Source organism: Sorangium sp. So ce204 (assembly GCF_051526795.1).
Classification (GTDB): Bacteria; Myxococcota_A; Polyangia; order Polyangiales; family Polyangiaceae; genus Sorangium; species Sorangium cellulosum_B.
Genome location: NZ_CP150317.1, coordinates 7,300,705 through 7,319,843, shown reverse-complemented (window position 1 = coordinate 7,319,843; position 19,139 = coordinate 7,300,705). Strand labels below are relative to the sequence as shown.

15 protein-coding genes are annotated in these 19,139 nt (G+C 72.5%); 9 read left to right on the top strand and 6 right to left on the bottom strand.

Annotated elements, in window-relative coordinates; genetic code table 11:
* Nucleotides 1-387: 387 nt before the first annotated feature.
* From WMF22_RS27340 to WMF22_RS27330, 3 genes are read left to right on the top strand one after another with little or no spacing between them, the layout of a single operon-like run.
* A complete protein-coding gene (locus WMF22_RS27340) occupies nucleotides 388-1,791 on the top strand; it encodes an ABC transporter substrate-binding protein (RefSeq protein WP_438031681.1) in 1,404 nt (467 codons plus the stop codon).
* Between the two features lie 43 nt (nucleotides 1,792-1,834).
* The gene (locus tag WMF22_RS27335; RefSeq protein WP_438037288.1) at nucleotides 1,835-2,761 is read left to right on the top strand and encodes a carbohydrate ABC transporter permease; all 927 of its coding nucleotides are present in this window, start codon (nucleotides 1,835-1,837) and stop codon (nucleotides 2,759-2,761) included.
* Nucleotide 2,762: 1 nt separating this feature from the next.
* On the top strand, nucleotides 2,763-3,641 hold the full coding sequence (locus tag WMF22_RS27330) for a carbohydrate ABC transporter permease (protein ID WP_437292932.1): 879 nt from the start codon (nucleotides 2,763-2,765) through the stop codon (nucleotides 3,639-3,641).
* 37 nt (nucleotides 3,642-3,678) lie between these two features.
* Here the strand turns inward: WMF22_RS27330 and WMF22_RS27325 are convergent, their stop codons facing one another.
* The 3 genes from WMF22_RS27325 to WMF22_RS27315 are packed head-to-tail and all read right to left on the bottom strand — an operon-like array spanning nucleotide 3,679 to nucleotide 5,281.
* Nucleotides 3,679-4,215 (bottom strand): hypothetical protein, encoded by a 537-nt coding sequence (locus WMF22_RS27325; protein WP_437292931.1) that lies wholly within the window; start codon nucleotides 4,213-4,215, stop codon nucleotides 3,679-3,681.
* Complete coding sequence (locus tag WMF22_RS27320) at nucleotides 4,212-4,904, bottom strand: DUF4166 domain-containing protein (RefSeq protein ID WP_438031680.1); 693 nt, start codon at nucleotides 4,902-4,904, stop codon at nucleotides 4,212-4,214. The genes WMF22_RS27325 and WMF22_RS27320 overlap by 4 nt, the downstream gene beginning before the upstream one ends.
* On the bottom strand, nucleotides 4,904-5,281 hold the full coding sequence (locus WMF22_RS27315) for a hypothetical protein (protein ID WP_437292929.1): 378 nt from the start codon (nucleotides 5,279-5,281) through the stop codon (nucleotides 4,904-4,906). The genes WMF22_RS27320 and WMF22_RS27315 overlap by 1 nt, the downstream gene beginning before the upstream one ends.
* Nucleotides 5,282-5,647: 366 nt before the next feature.
* Here WMF22_RS27315 and WMF22_RS27310 point away from each other — a divergent pair, with 366 nt between their 5' ends.
* The 5 genes from WMF22_RS27310 to WMF22_RS27290 all read left to right on the top strand — a co-directional run bounded on the left by WMF22_RS27310 (nucleotide 5,648) and on the right by WMF22_RS27290 (nucleotide 11,924).
* The gene (locus WMF22_RS27310) at nucleotides 5,648-6,820 is read left to right on the top strand and encodes a hypothetical protein (protein WP_438031679.1); all 1,173 of its coding nucleotides are present in this window, start codon (nucleotides 5,648-5,650) and stop codon (nucleotides 6,818-6,820) included.
* Nucleotides 6,821-6,879: 59 nt separating this feature from the next.
* A complete protein-coding gene (locus tag WMF22_RS27305) occupies nucleotides 6,880-7,539 on the top strand; it encodes an RNA polymerase sigma factor (protein ID WP_437541511.1) in 660 nt (219 codons plus the stop codon).
* Entirely contained in the window at nucleotides 7,536-8,630 is a 1,095-nt protein-coding gene (locus WMF22_RS27300) for a hypothetical protein (RefSeq protein ID WP_438031678.1), read from the top strand. The genes WMF22_RS27305 and WMF22_RS27300 overlap by 4 nt, the downstream gene beginning before the upstream one ends.
* A gap of 532 nt (nucleotides 8,631-9,162) precedes the next feature.
* Nucleotides 9,163-11,118 (top strand): hypothetical protein, encoded by a 1,956-nt coding sequence (locus WMF22_RS27295; RefSeq protein ID WP_438031677.1) that lies wholly within the window; start codon nucleotides 9,163-9,165, stop codon nucleotides 11,116-11,118.
* Between the two features lie 287 nt (nucleotides 11,119-11,405).
* Complete coding sequence (locus tag WMF22_RS27290; RefSeq protein ID WP_438031676.1) at nucleotides 11,406-11,924, top strand: hypothetical protein; 519 nt, start codon at nucleotides 11,406-11,408, stop codon at nucleotides 11,922-11,924.
* Here the strand turns inward: WMF22_RS27290 and WMF22_RS27285 are convergent.
* The 3 genes from WMF22_RS27285 to WMF22_RS27275 all read right to left on the bottom strand — a co-directional run bounded on the left by WMF22_RS27285 (nucleotide 11,918) and on the right by WMF22_RS27275 (nucleotide 17,406).
* Nucleotides 11,918-16,852 carry a translocation/assembly module TamB domain-containing protein gene (locus tag WMF22_RS27285; RefSeq protein ID WP_438031675.1) on the bottom strand — a complete coding sequence of 1,645 codons (4,935 nt, stop codon included), beginning with the start codon at nucleotides 16,850-16,852 and terminating at the stop codon, nucleotides 11,918-11,920. The genes WMF22_RS27290 and WMF22_RS27285 overlap by 7 nt on opposite strands.
* A gap of 5 nt (nucleotides 16,853-16,857) precedes the next feature.
* A complete protein-coding gene (locus tag WMF22_RS27280) occupies nucleotides 16,858-17,175 on the bottom strand; it encodes a hypothetical protein (RefSeq protein ID WP_437292922.1) in 318 nt (105 codons plus the stop codon).
* Nucleotides 17,176-17,241: 66 nt separating this feature from the next.
* Complete coding sequence (locus WMF22_RS27275; RefSeq protein WP_012237660.1) at nucleotides 17,242-17,406, bottom strand: DUF1328 family protein; 165 nt, start codon at nucleotides 17,404-17,406, stop codon at nucleotides 17,242-17,244.
* A gap of 418 nt (nucleotides 17,407-17,824) precedes the next feature.
* Between WMF22_RS27275 and WMF22_RS27270 the strand changes: the two genes are divergently transcribed.
* Nucleotides 17,825-19,132, top strand: a complete 1,308-nt coding sequence (locus tag WMF22_RS27270) for a DUF362 domain-containing protein (protein WP_012237659.1) — start codon at nucleotides 17,825-17,827, stop codon at nucleotides 19,130-19,132.
* Nucleotides 19,133-19,139 lie beyond the last annotated feature (7 nt).

Sequence of the window (19,139 nt, the reverse complement as noted above, 5' to 3'; positions counted from 1 at the left end):
CTCACCTCGCCGCCAGCGCGCGTCGCGTCTCCGCGCGGCACATCGCGCTTCGCGCTTCGCGCCGCGCGCCTTCGCGACGCGCTGTGTGCGGCGCGCCGCGCGCCGTCTGCTGCGCTGCCAGCGAGCAGAGCAGTGCCGAGCAGCTAGCAGCGAGCAGAGCAGTGCCGAGCAGCGCGCGCTCCGTCCCGTCTGTGATCGACGGCTCTTTCCTGGGCTTTTTACCCCTGCAGAGGTGGCGCGATCGCTTGCCCCCGAGCGCGCATCTGGTCGATGCTGCCGCGGGCACTCGCCCTTCGCGGCGCGGGCGTGAGCGGCGCGTCTCGATAGCCCTGCCGGCCACCGGGAATGCGAAAACTCTCCAGAACAGAGCTCAGAAAGGATCCTGCGATGGACCCCACTCGGCAGCATCATCTCCGCGCATGGCGAACCGCAGCGCTGCTCCTCTTCGTCGTCGGGCTGTGCGCCTGCCGCGGAGACAAGAGCCCGCCTGCCCGCGAGAACCCCCCTGCCGCCGCCGCCACGACGGCGGCCGCGGTGTCGGAGGCGCCGGGCGACAAGGCGATCAAGGCGCAGCCCCCCGCCGTGCCGAACGCCGCCGAGGCGAAGCGGTACGCCGGCAGCAAGCTCAAGTATTACAGCGAGCCGGTGGGCGTGGGCGCCGAGCTCGACAGGGTGATGATCCAGCAGTTCCAGAAGGACACCGGCATCGAGGTGACGATCATCCCCCGTCCCAAGGACGCGACCGAGACTTACTCCGTCTACCAGCGCCTCTTCCAGGCGCAGTCCGGGGACATCGACGTCATGATGCTGGACGTCATCTGGCCCGGCGCCTTCGCGCAGAACCTCGTCGATCTGAGCGAGAAGCTCGGCGAGGCGGCGAAGCAGCACATCGAGAGCATCGTCCAGAACAACACGGTCGACGGCAAGCTCGTGGCGATGCCGTGGTTCACCGACTTCGGGCTGCTCTACTACCGCACCGATCTCCTGGAGAAGTACGGCTATCAGAAGCCGCCGGAGACGTGGGACGAGCTGGAGCAGATGGCGAAGAAGATCCAGGACGGCGAGCGGGCGGCGAGCCCGAACTTCCTCGGCTTCGTCTGGCAGGGCAAGGCCTACGAGGGGCTGACCTGCAACGCGCTGGAGTGGATCGCCTCCCACGGCGGCGGCGCGATCATCGAGGAGGGCAAGATCACCGTGAACAACCCGGAAGCCCAGAAGGCGCTCGCGCGCGCCAGGGGCTGGGTGGGCTCGATCTCCTCCGCCGGCGTGACGAGCTACGAGGAAGAGGACGCGCGCAACGCGTTCCAGGGCGGCAACGCCGCCTTCATGCGCAACTGGCCTTATGCCTACGCGGCGGGCAACGCCGAGCGGTCGCCGATCAAGGGCAAGTTCGCGGCGGGCCCGCTGCCGCACGAGCCCGGACAGAAGAGCGCGGGCACCATCGGCGGATGGCAGCTCGCGGTGTCGAAGTTCTCGCCGAACAAGGACGCGGCGATCGAGCTCGTCCGCTACATGACGAGCCCCGAGGCGCAGCGGTTCCGCGCGACCGCGGGCTCCTTCCTCCCGACGATCCGAGCGGTGCAGCAGGACCCGGAGGTGGTGAAGTCGCTGCCCTTCCTGGCGAGCGCGAAGGACATCGCGCTCGTGCCGCGCCCCTCGAACAGCACCGGCGCCCGGTACAACGAGGCGTCGATCGCCTTCTTCCAGGGGGTGAGCCAGGTCCTGCAGGGCAAGGAGCCGAAGGCGGTGCTCGGGCAGGTGGAGCAGCGGCTCACGCGCGCGCTTCGCTGACACCGCGCGCTCGCGAGAACGGATATCCCATCCCATGAGCAGCATGCCGGCGAACCCAGCGGCCACGAGCGCGGCGGCCCCTCTAGACCACCTATCGCTCGACGCGCGGCGACGGCGGCGCGCCTGGCTGTTCCTCCTGCCGACGCTCTCGGTCGTCGCGTTCATCGCCCTCTATCCCCTCGCCGAGACGTTCTACCTGAGCTTCACGAACGCGCGCCTCGGCGCCGGGGAGCCGGCCAGGATCATCGGGGCGCAGAACTACGTCGATCTCGTGCAGGACAGCTACTTCCACGACGCGGTCCTGCTCACGGTGCTCTTCACGGTCGTCACCGTGCTCGGCGAGCTCGCCCTCGGGCTCGGCGTCGCGCTCGTCGTCAACTCCCGCTTCAAGGGGCGCTCGGCGGTGCGCGCGGCCATGCTCATCCCCTGGGCCATACCGACCGTCATCTCGGCCCAGATGTGGAAGTGGATGTACAACGACGTCTACGGCGTCTTCAACGACCTGCTCGTCAACCAGCTCGGCGTCCTCGACCGCAACATCGCCTTCGTCGCCGATCCTGCGGTGTCGTTCTGGGCCGTGGCGCTCATCGACGTCTGGAAGACGACGCCGTTCATGGCGCTCCTCCTCCTCGCCGGGCTGCAGCTCATCCCGCACGATCTCTACGAGGCCGCGCGGGTCGACGGCGCGACGGCGCTCCAGCAGTTCACCCGGATCACGCTGCCGCTCCTCAGGCCCGCGATGCTCGTCGCGCTCATCTTCCGCACGCTCGACGCGCTCCGGGTGTTCGACGTCTTCTTCGTCATGTTCGGCAACCGGCCGGACATGCAGACGATGGCGACGTACGCGCAGCAGACCCTCGTCAGCGTCTCGAACATCGGCTACGGCTCGGCGATCTCCGTCGCGCTCTTCCTCATCATCGCGGTGTTCATCACGATCTATCTCGCGGTGTTCCGCGCCGAGGAGGTGTGAGATGAGCGGCGCGTCGCGGGGCGCAGGGCGGCGCCGTTCGCTGGGACAGGGCGCCTTGCGGGCCCTGCTCTACCTGATCGTCGCCGCGGTGCTCGTGTTCACCGTCTTCCCGTTCGTCTGGGCGTTCGTCTCCTCCATCAAGCCCGACGACGAGCTCTTCACGACTCCGGTCCGCTACTGGCCCGGCCGCGCGACGCTCGACAACTACCGCCTCGTGCTGGCGAACGGCGAGTTCCAGACGGCGCTCCTGAACAGCGTGATCGTCGCCGTCTCGGTCACCGCGGTGTCGCTCGCCGTCGGCTCGCTGGCCGCCTACGCGCTGGGGAGGTTCCGCTTCCGAGGGCGCAGCCTCGTGCTCTACGTGGTCCTGGGGATGACCATCTTTCCGCAGATCGCCGTGCTCGGCGCCCTGTTCCAGATGATCAACTTCTTCAAGCTGTACAACCAGCTCCCCGCGCTGATCCTGACGTACCTCATCTTCACGCTCCCCTTCACGGTGTGGGTGCTCACCGGCTTCATGAAGGCGATCCCGCGCGAGATCGAGGAGGCGGCCTACGTCGACGGCGCGACGCACTGGCAGGTGTTCACCCGGGTCATGCTGCCGCTCTCGGTCCCCGGGATGGCGACGACGGGCATCCTCGCCTTCATCGCCGCCTGGAACGAGTTCCTGTTCGCGCTCTCCTTCACCCAGACGCCGGACAAGCGCACCGTGACCTACGCGATCCAGGCGTTCTCGACGACGAGCAGCGGGCTCTACGAGATCCCCTGGGGGCAGACCATGGCGGCCTCCATCGTCGTGACGGTGCCGCTCGTGGTGCTGACGCTTGTCTTCCAGCGGCGGATCCTCGCGGGGCTCACGGCGGGCGCGGTGAAGGGCTGACGGCGCGTCAGGCGGCGCGCGCGGCGCGGGCGCCGGCTCACGCGCGCCCCCACGGGAAGCGCAGCCAGCGAGGCCCGCAGGCGGCGCCGAGGTCGCGCAGCCCCGAGAGCAGCACGCCTGCGGCCATGAGCGGCAGGATCACGCGGAGCGAGAGCGGCGCGTCCCAGCGGGAAAAGCCGGTGGGGCCGCGCGCCCAGCGCCAGATCTCGGGGACGAGGTGGGCGAGCGCGCCGCCGTAAATGATGCCCATTACGGCGTGCATCACCCGCTCCCCCGGGTAGACGCCGCCGAGCGGCCGCCGGACCGTGTCCTCGACGACGAAATCGCGGAGCGTGATCGCGATCTCCGCGAGGAGCAGCGCCGCGAGCGCCCACGCGGCGAGCCCCTCCCAGCGCACGAACGGCAAGGAGGCGAAGAGCACCGCGTACAGGAGATCGCGCGCACCGTGGAGGACGAGCTCGGGCGCCGTGCCCGGCACGCCGCCGGGCAGGCGCGCCCGCCACTCGTGGTAATAGAGCGTGTCGAAGGCGCCGAGCGCGCCCTGCACGGCGAGGAGCACGAGCGCCGTGATCATGCGTGGGGCTCCGGCGCTGACAGCGCGGTCGATTCCGGCGTGGACCGGCCGGCGCGAGCAGGGGGCGCGTCGCCGCCCGCGTCGTTCGCCACGCGCCCCTCGTACGCGACGAGCAGCCCGGCGACCGGCGCGAAGATCCGCACGTCGACGTGGACCTCGTCCTGGAGCGGCCCGGCCCGCCCCTCGATCCGCGGGGCGAGCCACCGGGGCAGCGGCAGGCCGAGGCGGCGGAGCCCGAGCGTCGACCGCACCTGCTCGAACACGAGCGCGCCGCCCTCGGCGCGGAGCCGGAACCAGCACTGGACGAGGCCGAGCCCCTCCACCAGGAGATCACCCGCGCGCCACTGCGAGGAGAAGAGCGGGCGAACCCCGAAGGTGCGGAGCCACCGCTCGCCGTCGCCCGCCGGCTCGACGGCGAGCGTCACGGCCACGTCCTCGGCCGCCTCCGGCATGCGCAGCAGGCCGGCGACCAGGCGCGCCGCGAGCCCCCGGCCGCGCCGCACGCGGAAGCGGCCGCGGGCGCGCACGCCGCCCGCGTGGAGGCGCTGCACCGGCGGCGCGAGCGCGGCCCACGCGGCGCCGAGGAGGGCAGGGTAGAGCGCAGGCGCTGGAACACCCCGCGCCGCGCTCGAGCAGGGCGCGGGAGCTCCCCGGGGTCGACTGTCAGGCGCCCCGGCGGAGCCGCGCATCAGGCGTCCTCTGGGAGCATCTCCCGCGGCACCGCAGGGCTCCTCGGGGCGACGGCCGCGTCGGCGAGATCGCGGATCTTGACGATGATCGCGTCGTCCGAGTCGCTCCGCGCCTCCTCGCAGTACGACCGGATCTGCCAGAGCAGCTTGCGGGTGCGCCGCAGCTCGAAGACGAGCCATCGGGTCTCCGGCTTCGCCTCCTGGGGGTGGCGCTCCAGCTCGACCTCGATCTCGCGGATGCGCTCCTCGATCTGCTCTCCGGTCGGGAGGATGCGGCCGTTTCCGTGACAGTCCTTGCACAGATAGGGGCCGGAGTCCGTGTTGATCTCGCCTTCGCCATAACAGCTCGCGCACGTCACCAGCTCGTAGGAGTTCATGCGGCGCACTCTATCCGATCCCGTGCCGTGCTCGCGACCGGCGTTGCCGTCGTTCGATCGGCCGCTCGGTCGCGCCACGGGCGGCGGCGTCGTGCCCTCCGGCGTGGCAGGCGGCGACGCCTCCGCCATGGAACGCGCGCCGTCGCGACCGGCGTCGCCCGCAGGCGCCGGGGGCCTGGCCGTCTGGAGGTCTTGCCCTCGCGGCGATTTCGCCCAAGGCCACAGCGCTCTGCGCGTCCTAATTCCGCTTGCGCCGTTCCTTGCGGTAATGGGAGGCATCCTGTGACCTGCCCTCATCCCTCGCGTCGAGGCGCGCTGTGCGTCCTGGCCGTGTGCGCCTTTTCCCTCGGTTGGCCGAGCGTCGTCGTGGCTGCCCCGCTCCCGCGGCTCGCGGTCCAGCGAGCGCCCGCTGCGGCCGACTGCCCGGACGCGCCGTCGCTTGCCGTCGCGGTCGAGCGGGTGATGGAGAGGCGGGCTCTCGACCCCGTGAGCACCGCCGGCCCGCCCACCGGCGCCGGCGCCCCTACCGGCGGCACGGCGAACGCGGGCGGCGCTCCTTCTGGCGACCCGTCAACGAACGCGGGGAGCGCCCCTCCTGGCGACACGCCGGCGAACGCGGGCGGCGCCCTGGCGAGCGCGAACGGGGCGACCGAGCTCGAGGTCCGCTTTCTCCACGACGGCGCCACGTACACCGCCGTCCTTCAGGCAGGTGGTCGCACCCGGCAGCTCTCGTCCGAGGTGGGGGCGTCCTGCGGCGAGCTCGTCGAGGCGGTGGCGCTGACCCTCGCCATCCTGCTCGACAGCGATCCGCCTGCGCCGGCCCCTGTAGCGCCCGCGCCGGTAGCGCCCGCGCCTGCGCCGGCCCCTGTAGCGCCCGCGCCGGTAGCGCCCGCGCCTGCGCCGGCCCCTGTAGCGCCCGCGCTGGCTCCTGCCGCGCCCGCGCGGGCGCCTGTCGTACCGGCGCCGCCGCGTCCTCCGCCTCGGGCGGCGCGCGGGGACGTCTCGATGGAGCTCGGCGCCGCGCAGACCATGGGCATGCTCGATCCCTTCCGGGCGGCCGCGATCGCCGATGTTTCCCTGCGGCGCCGCGCGTGGTCCGCTGGCGTCGGCGGGGTATGGCTGCCCCCCCAGGACACCGAGCTCGCGCCGGGCGTCGTCTCCCTCGGGCTCGGCGCCGCCACGGCGCGCGGCTGCGCCACGATCGCGGGTGATCTCGACGGCCTCCGGCTCTCGGCCTGCGCGGTGGCGGTGCTGGGCGCCGTTTACGGCTCCGGCAAGGGGTTCGCCCCGGACCGCGAGGCCTCCGCTCCCTGGTTCGCCCTCGGCGGCTCGGCCGTCGCGGAAGGGACCCTCCTCGGCTCCAGCGCGCTGGGCTGGTCCGCGCGCGCGACGCTGCTCGCGCCGGTCGCGCGGGCACGCTTCACGGTCGAGCGCCGCGCGGGCGGCGAGGCCGGCACGCCCCTGACGCAGGACGTGGCGCTCGACCCCTCCCCGGTGGGGCTGCTCGTCGGCCTGAGCGCCCGCGTGTCGATTTTCTGATGGCGAGCCACGGGACCCGCCACGGAGGCGATGGGCATGGCGAGAAGCGGCAGGACAGGATGACCTTCGGAGAGGTCTATGCGCAGCACTTCCGGTTCGTGTGGCGGTCGCTGCGACGCCTCGGTGTGCCCGAGAGCGACGTCGCCGACGCGGTCCAGGACGTGTTCCTGGTCGTCCATCGGCGGCTGTCCGAATTCGAGGGTCGGTCGAAGATTACGACCTGGCTCTACAGCATCTGCTTTCACGCCGCCCGTGACCGGCGCAAGCTCGCGCATATGAGGCGGCGCGCTCACGACGACGAGCCGCTGCTCGACTGCGCCGATGACCGGGCCGACGTCGGCGCGGAGGCGGAGCGGCGGCAGGCGATCACGCTGCTCGAGGCGATCCTCGACGAGCTGCCCCTCGAGCAGCGCGCCGTGTTCACGCTCTTCGAGCTCGACGGCATGGGCGGCGAGGAGGTCGCCGATCTGCTCGACGTCCCGCTGGGGACCGTCTACTCGCGCCTCCGCCTCGCCCGCGACGCGTTTCGCCGCGCCGTCGCGCGCCTGAAGGCGCGCGACGAGTTCCACGTGGGCGGGCCCCGGGTCATGCGGTCGCAGCCCGTGTTGAAGGCGGCCGTCGAGGCAGCGCCGGTGCCCGAGGGGCATCCCTCGGTCGTGCTTCCGCTGCCGGAGGTGGAGCGGCAACCCGTCTGGAAGCGCGCGGGAGGGGAGCGATGAGCGATCCGGTGCGCTGGCTCGACGCCGAGGCGAACGCGCTCGCGATGGAGCGCGAGCTCCTGCGAGCAGCGCCGTCGGCGGACCCGCCCGACGGGGCGCAGGAGCGGGTGTGGGCCGCGATGGCCGCGCAGATCGGCCTCGCCGGAGCCGCCGGGCTCGGAGGGGCTCAAGGCGCCGCGGGAGGGGCGCTCCCGGTGAACGTGGGTGGCGCGGCGAGCGCGGGCGCTGGCGAGATCGCCGCGGCCGTGTCCGCGGGCAAGGTGGCGTCCGCAGCGGCGGGCGCCGGCGCTGCCGGCGCGACGGTCACCGGCGGCGTGGCCGCAGCGGCGGGCGCTGCGGGTATCCTGAAGGCGATGCTGTTCGGCGCCGCCTGCGGGGGCCTGATCGTCGCCGGCTATGTCGTCGTGGCTCCGTCGAGCGAGGCGCCGCCGGCTCGGATCGTCGAGGCCGCGGAGGCCGTCGCGGCGCCGGTATCCGCGCCGGTTTCGCCGCCGGAGGGCCAGGGGCCTGCCGCGCAGGCCGAGCCGGCACCTGCCGAGCCGCCGCCTGTCGAGCTGGCGCCGCCTGCCGAGCCGCCGCCGGTCGAGGCGCCGCTGCGATTCAGGCCGCTTCCGCCGGCCGAGCCGCCGCTGCCGGACAGGCCCCCCGCGCGGACCGGCCCCCGCGCGGCCACGAGACCCGCGAGCCCGGGCGCGCCGCTATCGGAGCGCGCCGCGAGCGCGCGGCCCGCGGCCGGGACGGACGTCCTCGAAGCGGCGCCCGCGCCGGAAGCCATTGGCGCGGAGCTCGGCGCGGAGGGCGCGTCCAGCCCGGGGTTGCGGGAGAGCCGGCTGCGCGAGGAGCTGACGCTCCTCGGCGACGCGCGCGCGGCGCTCCGGCGCGGCGACGCCTCCGGCGCGCTGAGGATCGCCGAGCAGGCGCGGCTCCGCTTCCCCGGCGGCGCGCTGGCGCAGGAGCGCGAGGCGCTCACCATCGAGGCGCTCTGGCAGAGCGGCGATCGCGCGGCGGCCGCGCAGCGCGCGTCGGCGTTCCTCCTCGCTTATCCGTCGAGCCCGCACATCCCTCGCCTCCGCTCCTTCACCACTCACTAGACCGAGGGGCAGAAGTCCTGACAGGGATCTGCCTCGCGACCCGCGAGAGTTCAACGCAAAGGCGCCAAGACGCAAAGACGCAAAAAATCACGAGAATTTGTTCTTTCTTTTGCGCCTTCGCCTTTGCGCCTTGGCGCCTTTGCGTTGAACTCTCTCTCCGGACTTCTGGTGGGTGGCATTTGAGCGAAGCGCTCCCGCTTCGGAGACGGATCCATCGCGACGCTTTCGGTGCTCAGCGCGCTTGAGTGTGTTTTCGCGCCGAAAACGACGAGCTGGGCCCGTCTCCTGTGCGAGAGCGCCCCGCTCTGCGATCTGCGGGGGGCGATCCGGGGGAGGGGCGGGAAGGGGGGCTGTCCGCGGCGTTTTGGGCCAGGTGTTTTTTTTGAAATGGGAAGCAGGGCGGGCGTCCCTTCACGTTCGGTCACTGCCGGTGTTTGACGGCGCGTCATGGCACCGCGCGCAAGGAGGAATTATGTCTTCGAGACTATCAAGAACACTCTCACCCTTTCTCGTCCTGAGCGCCGTCTCGCTCGTGGCATGTCAAGTCGAGCTCTCCCTCGGCGGGGCCGGCGACAGCTCCAGCTCCACCACCAGCTCGGGAGTCGGCGGCAGCGACGGTACCGGGGGCAGCGGCGGCAGCGATGGTACCGGGGGCAGCGGCGGCAGCGATGGTACCGGGGGCAGCGGCGGCAGCGATGGTACCGGGGGTGGCAGCTGGGTTCCGCCGCAGTTCACGCCGGACAAGGTCGATCTCCTCTTCGTGGTCGACAACTCCGCCTCGATGTCGGACAAGCAGGAAGTGATGCGCCTGGCGCTCGCCGACTTCGTCGACGGCTTGACCAACCCGCTCTGCGTGGATCCGACCGGCGTTGCTCCGGGCGTCCAGCCCGCGAGCGGGTTGAGCGCATGCCCCGCAGGCACATTGCGCGTGCGCACTCCGGTGCAGGACATGCACATCGGTGTCATCAGCAGCAGCCTCGGCGGCCACGGGTCGAGCACCTGCCAGGCGCAGACGTCGCCTTCGAACGTCGACATGGCCCGCCTCCTCGCGCGCTCTGAGGCGTCGAGCGAGAACGATCTGCCGACCTACCAGGACAAGGGGTTCCTCGTGTGGGACCCGGCCGGAAGCCACGTCCCCGCGGGAGACTCCGATCCGGTGGCGCTCGCCGGAAAGCTCAGCGACATCGTGCAAGGGGTCGGGCAAGCCGGGTGCGGCTACGAGGCGCCGCTCGAGAGCTTCTATCGCTTCCTCGTCGATCCCGAGCCGTATGAGACGATCGGTCTCGTGAACGAAAGCGCCGTACCGGCAGGGCTCGACACGACGCTCCTGGCGCAGCGGAAGGCCTTTCTCCGGCCGGACTCGCTCCTGCTCATCGTGATGCTCTCCGACGAGAACGACTGCTCGATCAGGGAGGAAGGCAAGAACTACCTCGTCGCCGAGACGGGAGCGGGCTTCAGGATGTGGCGGCCGCGGAGCGAGTGCGCCACCAACCCGAACGATCCGTGCTGCAGGAACTGCTCCCAGAGACAGGACGGTTGCCCCAGCGATCCGGTCTGCACCGGTCCCGATGGCAACACCGCCAGGCTCTCCGCGGCGGAAGACCCGGTGAACAGCCGGTGCTGGGACCAGAAGCGCCGCTTCGGGTTTGACTTCCTCTACCCGGTCGATCGGTACACCCGGGCGCTCACGGAGCCCATGGTGGCGTCGAGGAGCGGAGAGCTCGTGCCGAACCCGATCTTCTCGGATCTGGACCCGAGCGACGACAACACCCGGACCCGAGGGCCGCAGCACATCGTGTTCACCGGCATCGTCGGCGTCCCGTGGCAGGACCTCGCGCGCCAGAACGCGCTCGGCGAGCCCGATCTCCTGGACGGCCTGAACCAGCTCGGCCAGCCGGTCGGCGGGCTCAAGAACGCCGCCGAGCTCGCCGATCCGCCGTCCGGGACGACCCTCAGCAGCACCTGGGGAGCCATCCTCGGCGATCCGGCGAACTACATCCCGCCCGCGGATCCGCTCATGGTCGAGTCGGCGGCGCCCCGCTCGGGCGTGAACCCGATCACCGGTGACGCGACCGTCCACCCGAGCAACGCGGGCTGGAACCCGATCAACGGCCGCGAGTACACGATCCCGCCGGGGAGCACTGGAGATCTCCAGTACGCCTGCATCTTCCCCCTCGCCGAGGAGCGCGTTTGCGAGGGGAGTGCCCAGTCGTGCGATTGCAGGTCGATCGCCGGCACGCCCAGCGACAACCCGCTGTGCAGGCCCGAAGGCACGAACGACCCGGCCGACCCCGGGGCGCGGTCCACGACGCAGGACCACGCCAAGGCCTACCCCGGCCTCCGTGAGCTGCAGCTGATCCGGAGCCTCGGGGAGCGCGGGGTCGCCGGCTCGATCTGCCCGGCGCAGCTGGCCGACACCACGTCGGCTGACTACGGCTATCGGCCGATCATGAACGCCGTGCTCGACCGGCTCTCCACCGCGCTCTGACGCGTCGGCGCCCCCGTCGACGCGGCCCGCCCAGGGGCGGCGCGCGGAATGCATACAAAGCATACGCCGCCCCTGGGCTCGCGGAGGAGACGACTTCCGCGCGCTCCCGCGGATCCTCCCGTCAAGCCGCTGGCACAACCGCGACACAGCAAGACACCGCGATCGCGGTGCCCGCGCCGAAAACCGCGCGCTCCGCCCGAATTGCGTCCGCTTCCCGTGGCACCGAAGCTGCTTCATGGTGGGGTTCGGACAAACGCAACGCGGAGGTTCTGATGCGCCACAAAGGGATGGCTCTCTTGCTGATCGTGATCGGGCTCGTGGGCTGCCACAGGGACGGCGGCGGCGACACCGGAGGGCCGCCGGATCCGCCCGGATCAGAGACCTGCGGCGGGTTCCTCGGGACCCCCTGTCCCGACGGGCTCGCCTGCGTCGACGATCCGGGCGACGACTGCGACCCCGAGCACGGCGGCGCGGACTGTCCCGGCGTGTGCGTCGAGGACCCGCCGACGACGATGTGCGGGGGATTCGCGGGTTTCCCGTGTCCCGACGGGCTCGAGTGCGTCGACGATCCGAGCGACGACTGCGACCCGGAGCGCGGCGGGGCGGACTGCGGCGGCATCTGCGTGGAACCGACGCCCAAGCCGCCGTTTTGCGGGGGGTTCGCGGGGATCGAGTGCCCCGAGGGGCTCGTGTGCATCGACGATCCGAGCGACGACTGCGACCCGAAGCACGGCGGGGCGGACTGCGGCGGCATCTGCGTGGTGCCTGACGAACGGGCGCGCCCGCTGCGCGACGGCGCTCAGTAGCGGTGCTTCCAGAGCAGGTCGAGGCTCGTCGCCGGGTTCGCGCCGGTGGCCATCGCCGCCCGCAGGGACCAGTCCCGGCGGAAGCGCCACTCGAGGCTCACCTCGGTGCGCGCCTGCGCGCCGGTGTTGCCGCCCCCGGACCCCGGCCCCTGTCCTTGCCCCGTCGGCCCCGCCTCGTAGGTCGCGCTCGCGGTCACCTGCTGCCCGAGCTGGTAGCCCACGGTCGTCTTCAGCGCGCCTTCTTCGGTCGTGCCCAGCCTCGTCTCGAAGTTCCGGAGCGGACCGATGCTCTGGAGGATCATGTTGAGCTGCGCGGACGCGAGCCCCGTCCCCACGCTGGCCGCGACCCCGCCGGCGGCGCTGCCGCCGCCCGACGCGGGCTGCTCGGACGTGCCGCCCGCCAGCGTCCCTTCCGCGAACTCCCTGCCGAGCAGGAGCTCGGCGATCACCTCGTTCTCCGGGCGCGGCGGCTCCGAACGGAAGGTGATCTTGTCCTCGGTGATCGGGTTGAGCTGCCCCACATAGTCGATGAAGATGCGCGTCCCCTCCGGCGTGTCGTGGAACGCCCTCACGTTCAGGAACGGGTTCGACGGATCCCCCTGCAGGGCGACCACGCCAGGCTCGATCTCGAACTCCTTGCCGAGCACCTCGAGCCTGCCCGACACGATGTTCACGTTGCCCCGGATCTCGGTCTCTCCCGCGACCTTGATGCGGAGGGGGTGCGCCCGATCCCCCGACAGCGAGGCCCGCACCATGTCGCCCTCGACGCCGATCCTGCCCAGGTGGACCTCCATGGCGATCGGCGTGCCGCCCGCGCTCTCCTTCGCCTGCTCCGGCGGCTCGGCCGGGGCTCGCCGCGCCTCGTAGTCCTCCTGGCTGAGCGGCGCCGACGTCGTGATGGTCGGGTTCTCGCCGAGCGGCTGCACGCTCCGCCCGATCGTGGGCGGCAGCGTCAGAGCGAGCGAGGGCACGTCGACGCGGACGGCGATCTCCCCGGCGCGCTTCTCCGCCGCGAGCGCCACCCGGCCGCGCACCTCGCCCATCGGGACGCCCTCCAGCGTGATCGGGAGGGCCCGGCCGCTGGGGATCGAGAGCTCGGCGCGGGCGTTCCGGAACGCGAGCCCTTCCATCTGGAGGGTCGCGCTCCCGCGCACCTGGCCGTTGCCTGCGTCGGCGCGGAGGTCGTCGACGCGGAGCTCGCCGGAGGGGCTCGCGGCGACGCGGAACGAGGCGTTCTCGAACGGCTGGCCGATCGTGGCCACCTGGACGACGCCGCCCTCGAGGCGCATCTCGCCGGAGAAGCCCGCCTGCGCGCCGAGCCCGAGCCGCACCTCGCCGTCGAGCGTGCCGTCGAGCCGGTTCACCGAGCCCTGCACGAACGGCTCCAGCGCCCTCAGGCGGAAGCGATCGACAGCGAGCGACACCGAGGCGTTCCGATCGTCGGTGAGCGTCGGGATCGCGTTCGCCTCCCACACCATGGGCGCCTGGGCCCTGGCCTCGAGCCGGCCGCCGTCGCGCCCCTCGAGCCGCACGCTGGCCACGGCCGCGGTGCGCCCCGCGCCGCCCGGCGGCGCGATGTCGAGCGACGCCTCGGCGGTCTCGTACCGCGCGTCGGGGCCGAGCGTGAGGCCCGGGACCTGGAGGTGCGCCCTGACCTCGGGCGCGGCCTCGAACAGCCCGCGCACGGAGATCTCGCCGCGCGCCTCGCCGCCGATCTGCATGTCGGCGAGGACGGGCACCTCCGCGAGCGGCAGATCCGCGATCTTCGCCTCGAGGCTGCCATTGCTGAAGCGCCGAGCGGAAGGGGCCCCGCCGAGGAGGGCGGCGGCGTCCGCGCCGAGCTTCGCCTTCGCCGTCATGTACGTGATCGGTCCGCGGAACGCGTACGCGTCGAGCGCGGCTTCGCGCCCGTCATAGACGAGCAGCGTGTCGAGCCGGACCTTGCCGAAGAGCGAGGGGCCGGCCGTGCCGCTCACGTTCACCGCCGTCGCGCGGGCCACGAGCCGGGGCTCGGCGAGCTTCCCCGCGAAGTACACGTCGAGCCCCGCGGAGCCGGAGAGCACCGGCGTCCGCTTCCCGAGGGCGGCCAGCTCGGTGAGATCGTTGAGCCGGCGGCGCGGCACGCGGAGGTGCGCGGCGATCGACGCCCGCGGGAGCGCGGCGGCCGGATCGGCGAGGAGCGCCGGCAGATCGGCGTCGAGCGCGGCCGAGAGCTCCGCCACGAGCTGGCGATCGAACACCGACAGCGTGACGTGGGCGTCGCCGGTCTTCGCGTCGAGATCCCCCGCGATCCGCGCGTCGAGCTTCCTCGACACCCACGCCGGCGCGCCCGTCTGCGCGTCGATCGGCCCGGCCGCGCGCAGGCCCTCCGTGCGGACAAGGAGGCTCCGCACCGACGGGAGCCGCTCTCCCGCCTCGCGCGCCACCGCGAGGCGCGCGGTGAGCCGGCCCGAGAGCTCGCTCAGCGCGAGCTGGACCGGCGACACCTGCGCCAGGCACCCGAGCTGCCACGCGTCGGCGTCCATGCGGGCCGAGCCGGTGACGGTCTGCCAGGTGCGCGCCGAGAGGAGCGGCCCGCGCAGCCTCGCCGCGCTCCCGTCGACCAGCACGCGCGCGATGGCGCCGTGGCACACCGGCGGGGGTGGCGCCTTCTGCTGCGACGCCGCGTCGAAGGCCGTGGTCAACGTCGGGTCGGGCGTTGCGCCCCGGCGCTGGGCCTCCTGCCCCTGCGCGGGCGGCGGCTCGGGCGGCGCGAGCAGCCGGACCAGGCCGTCCGCCTTCAGCGCCTCCCCGTCGAGGCGCGCCGTCACGTTCATCGAGAGCCGCGGCGCCACGCCCGGCGCCGAGCCGTCCTCGAGCTCGATCTGGAAGCGCCCCGCGCGGCGCGCCCCCCGGCCGTGCACCGACACGTCGAGGTTGGCGAGGCCTCCTATCCCGAGCGGCGCGCCGGTGATGTCGGCGATGCGCGCGAGGTCGATCGCGGTGCCGCGGAGGTCTCCTTCGATCTCGTCCCCGGCGAGCGAGAGGCTCCCCTCGATCTCCCCCACGCCGTCGCCGCGCAGCGCGAGCCCGCGGAGGGCGATCCCGCGGTCCCACGCGACGCGGGCGGCCTGCGCTGTCACCTCGTCCTCCCCGCGCGCCACCTCGACGCGGAGCTGCCGCGCCTCGCTCCGCGGCAGATCGAGGCGGGCGGAGGCCGTGATCCGGCGCTCCGCGCTGGCCAGCGACACGCGGACGCGCGGCGCCGTGACGGGCCCCGCGGCGCTCGCCGCCACGCTGCGGAACGCGTACTGCTGGGCGCGGAGGTCGGCGCCGCGGAACACGCCGTCGATCGTGAGCTTGTCGAGCGGCCCCCTGGCCTTGGCCCGGACCTCGCCGCGCCCGAGCTTCAGATCGGACCCGACGCGGAGCCCGGCGACGCGCACGGTCGCCTCGGCGTCGAGCGCCTCGTCCCTGAGCGATCCCTCGACGTGGAGCGCGGCGCTGCCGTGGATGCCGCGCGGGACGCGCTGCACCGCGCCGAGCGACGGGATCTCGCTCTGCGCCTCGAACCTGAGCGCCCCGTCCTTCGAGCGGGCGACGCTGGCCTCGATGGGCGCGCCGGGCTCGTGGATCGTCGCCGCGGCCCGCAGCGCGCCGCGCTCGAGCGTCGCGCGCGCCTCCGTCGCCGGCACGCGCTGCCCCGCGACGACGAACGGCTCCGTCCTGGCCTCGGCGACGATGCGCGGCCCGCCCTCCTCGTCGAGGTGGATCTCCCCGCGGGCCTCCGCGCTCACCCGCGCGGCGGGCGCCGCCCCGACGAAGGCGCGCGGGTCGAGCTCCGAGATCCGCACCTCGGCCGTGATGCGCTTCGGATCGAGCGCGTCGAGCCGGGCGCTGGCGGTGACCTCGCCGGTCACGGCGTCGCTCGCGACGAGCGGATCGAGGACCGCGACGCGCGCCGTGACGGCCAGGTCCGAGAGCGCTCCGTCGGCCGTCACCAGCACCGAGAGCGGCCGGGCGAGCGGCGCGCTCGGATCGATCGCGAGGGCCGCCTCGGGCGTCACGCGCGCGGACGAGACCCGCGCCGTGAGGCGCTCGTCCTTCAAGGTCCCCTCGGCCGTGAGCGGGATCGCGCCGACGCTCCCTTCGAGCTTCGCGGTGAGCTCCATCGGCGCGTCCGCGGGCACGCTGACGCTCCCTTCGATCCTTGTCGCCTCGACCGGGACCGGCAGCAGGCGCCGCTCCGTGATGCGCACGCGCTCGAGCGCGTACCGGCTCCGGTCCGCGACGACGACGCCGCCGGCGAGGTCCTCGATCGTGGCGTCGATGGGGCTCCCTGGCGCGACGGTGCCGTGGAGCGCCGCGCGATCGAGCACGACGCGCGACAGCTCGAGGCGGAGCGGCCGCGCAGGCTCGGCGGGCGGCTCCTCCGGCGGCTCCGACGGCGTCGGCGTGAACGCCTCGGCCAGGGTGAGCGCGCCTTGCTCGTCCTGCTCGAGCAGCACGTCCGCGTCCGCGATCCGGACGAGCGGGATCGTGACGGCGAGGTCGCCGTCGCCGAGGAGGAGCTCCCTGGCGATCGACAGCGCGTTGAAGTCCGCGTGGACGCCGCTGACGCGCAGGAGCTCGGTTCCGTTCGGGTGGCTCACCGTCACCCTGGAGATGTCGGCGGTGAAGAGGCCGAGGCGGTCGACGTGCTCGATCTCGATCCGCCCCTCGAGGCTGGACCGCAGGGTATCGTTGACGAGCTGCCTTGTCAGGTTGCGGGTCGACCCGGCGTTCAGGTGGATGACGGCGCCGACCGCCGCCGCAGCGACGAAGACGCCGCCCAGGCCGATCACACTGGCCGACACCGCGGCCGCGCGGGCCAGCGCCCGGCGAAAGCGGCCTTGCCGGCGCGGGACGCCGGTGCCGGGCGCGGGAGGGCGGGCGGGAGTCTCTGGCATATCGCCTAGGGACCGCTCCGGGCGCGCGGGAAATCGTGGCCGGGGACCTCGTGAGGCGGCGGCGCCGGGATCTCCTGCGTGTGCGCGGGCGCAGGCACCTCGGGCTGGTGCCTCGTCCCCGGATCTCCTCCGGGCTGTGGCGTCCCCGGGAGCTGGATCTCCCGGTCCGGCGACGTGCGACCAGGCGAGCCGGGGGTCGCTGGCGGCGCCGGCGTTTCGCCGGGGGGGCTCGCCGCCGGCTGCGGCGCGCCGGGCTTCCAGGGTTCACCGTTCGGCGAGATGTCCGGCGCGCTGTTCGACGCGCTGTCCAACGTGCTGTCCAACGTAGCGTTCCTCTCACCGTTCCGCGGTTGCGACGCGTTCTTCATGGCCTCCACCCTGTCTCCGGATCATGCCGGCATGCGGCGCCCGAGCGCGAGCGAAATCACGGCGAGCACCAGGAACGCGACGAACAGGATCTTCGCGATCGACGCGGCGCTGGCGGCGATCCCGCCGAAGCCGAAGATTGCGGCGATGATCGCGATGATGAAGAAGGTGACAGTCCAGCCGAGCATGATGTCCTCCAAAGGGGGTCTCAGGGGTCGATCCGTTGTCTTCGTGGGGACGACCTCAACGTGGTTCCTGACGGCGGCTGTTCGCCGCGGTTCCTTGCTGTTCCCTGACGTGGCCAGTTGCAGCCCCCGTGCCGCCCGGCGGCAGAGGCCGTCGGCCGGCGCGCTCTCGCCGGCGCGAGGCGGGCAGCGTCGAGATCGGCCCAGCCGCTTCCGTCCGGGCGCGCGCGCGGCGCCTCGCGCCTGGGGCAAGATGCCTCGATCGTGACAGGGTGGACCTGCGCGGCGGGGCGCGGGCGTCGGGCGAGCGCGCGCCTGCGCCGCGCTGCTCCATGCCGGCAGCGTCTGCACGGAGGCTCCACGCGGACGCCCCGCAACTTCCCGGAACGGGCGACTCTGGACGGGTTATAAGGGCCCCGCCATGCCGAAATCGAAGGTCGCTGTGATCCGCACGTCGCCTGCGACGGTGCTCTCGGACTACCACCGGCTGATGAACCTGGCCGGTTACCAGGATGTGGTCGCCAAGGACGCCGACACGGCGCTCAAGGTGAACATCTCCTGGCACTTCTTCTACCCGAGCTCATCCACGACGCCCTGGCAGCTCGAGGGGGTCATCCGGGCGATGACGCAGGACGGGTACTCGAAGGACCTGATCCACGCCTGCCACAACCGCACGGTCGTCATCGACGCCCACCTCGGCGAGCGCGAGAACAAGCAGATCGACGTCGTGCAGGCGCACGGCCTGCGCAACGTCCACCTCTACGAAGGGGAGGAGTGGATCCCGATCGGGGACGCGGTCGGCGATCTGCGGAAGAAGTTCCTCTGTCTGAACGAGGTGTACCCGAAGGGGTTCTCGATCCCGAAGCGCTTCATCGGGGAGAACATCATCCACCTGCCGACGGTGAAGACCCACATCTTCACGACGACGACGGGCGCGATGAAGAACGCGTTCGGCGGCCTCCTGAACGAGCACCGGCACTGGACGCACCCGGTGATCCACGAGACGCTCGTGGATCTGCTGATGATCCAGAAGAAGATCCACCGCGGGGTCTTCGCGGTGATGGACGGGACGTTCGCGGGGGACGGCCCGGGGCCGCGCTGCATGGTGCCGCACGTGAAGAACGTGCTGCTCGCGTCCTCGGACCAGGTGGCGATCGACGCCGTGGCGGCGAAGCTGATGGGGTTCGATCCGCTGCGCGATCTCAAGTTCGTGCGGCTGGCGCACGACCTCGGCCTCGGGACGGGCGACGTGCGCGACATCGAGCTCGTGGGCGACGTGGACGCGGCGAACGAGCAGTGGAACTTCGATGGACCCTTCAAGGAGATGACGTTCGCCTCGCGCAACCAGCACCGCATCTACTGGGGTCCCCTGAAGAAGCCGATCGAGTGGTCGCTCAAGACGTGGCTCGCCCCCTGGGCCTACGTGGCGTCGGTCACGTATCACGACATGTTCTGGTACCCGCGCTACGCGAAGGAGAAGATGGCCCCCGTGCTGGAGAGCCCCTGGGGGCGCCTCTTCGCGAACTGGGGCAAGGTGCAGCCCGACGCGGCGGGGCAGGGCTACCCGGAGGTCGGCGAGGCGAGCCACGAGCTCGTCCGGAGCGGGGTGAAGCACTTCCTGGAGGGCATGCGCCTCGTGGGGATGGCGGTCGCGGAGTCGCCGGAGATCATGGTCCGCAAGCGGGCGCGCGCGCAGGCGGCCAGCGGGGGCGGGGCGGCGGCGGTGTAGTCCTGGA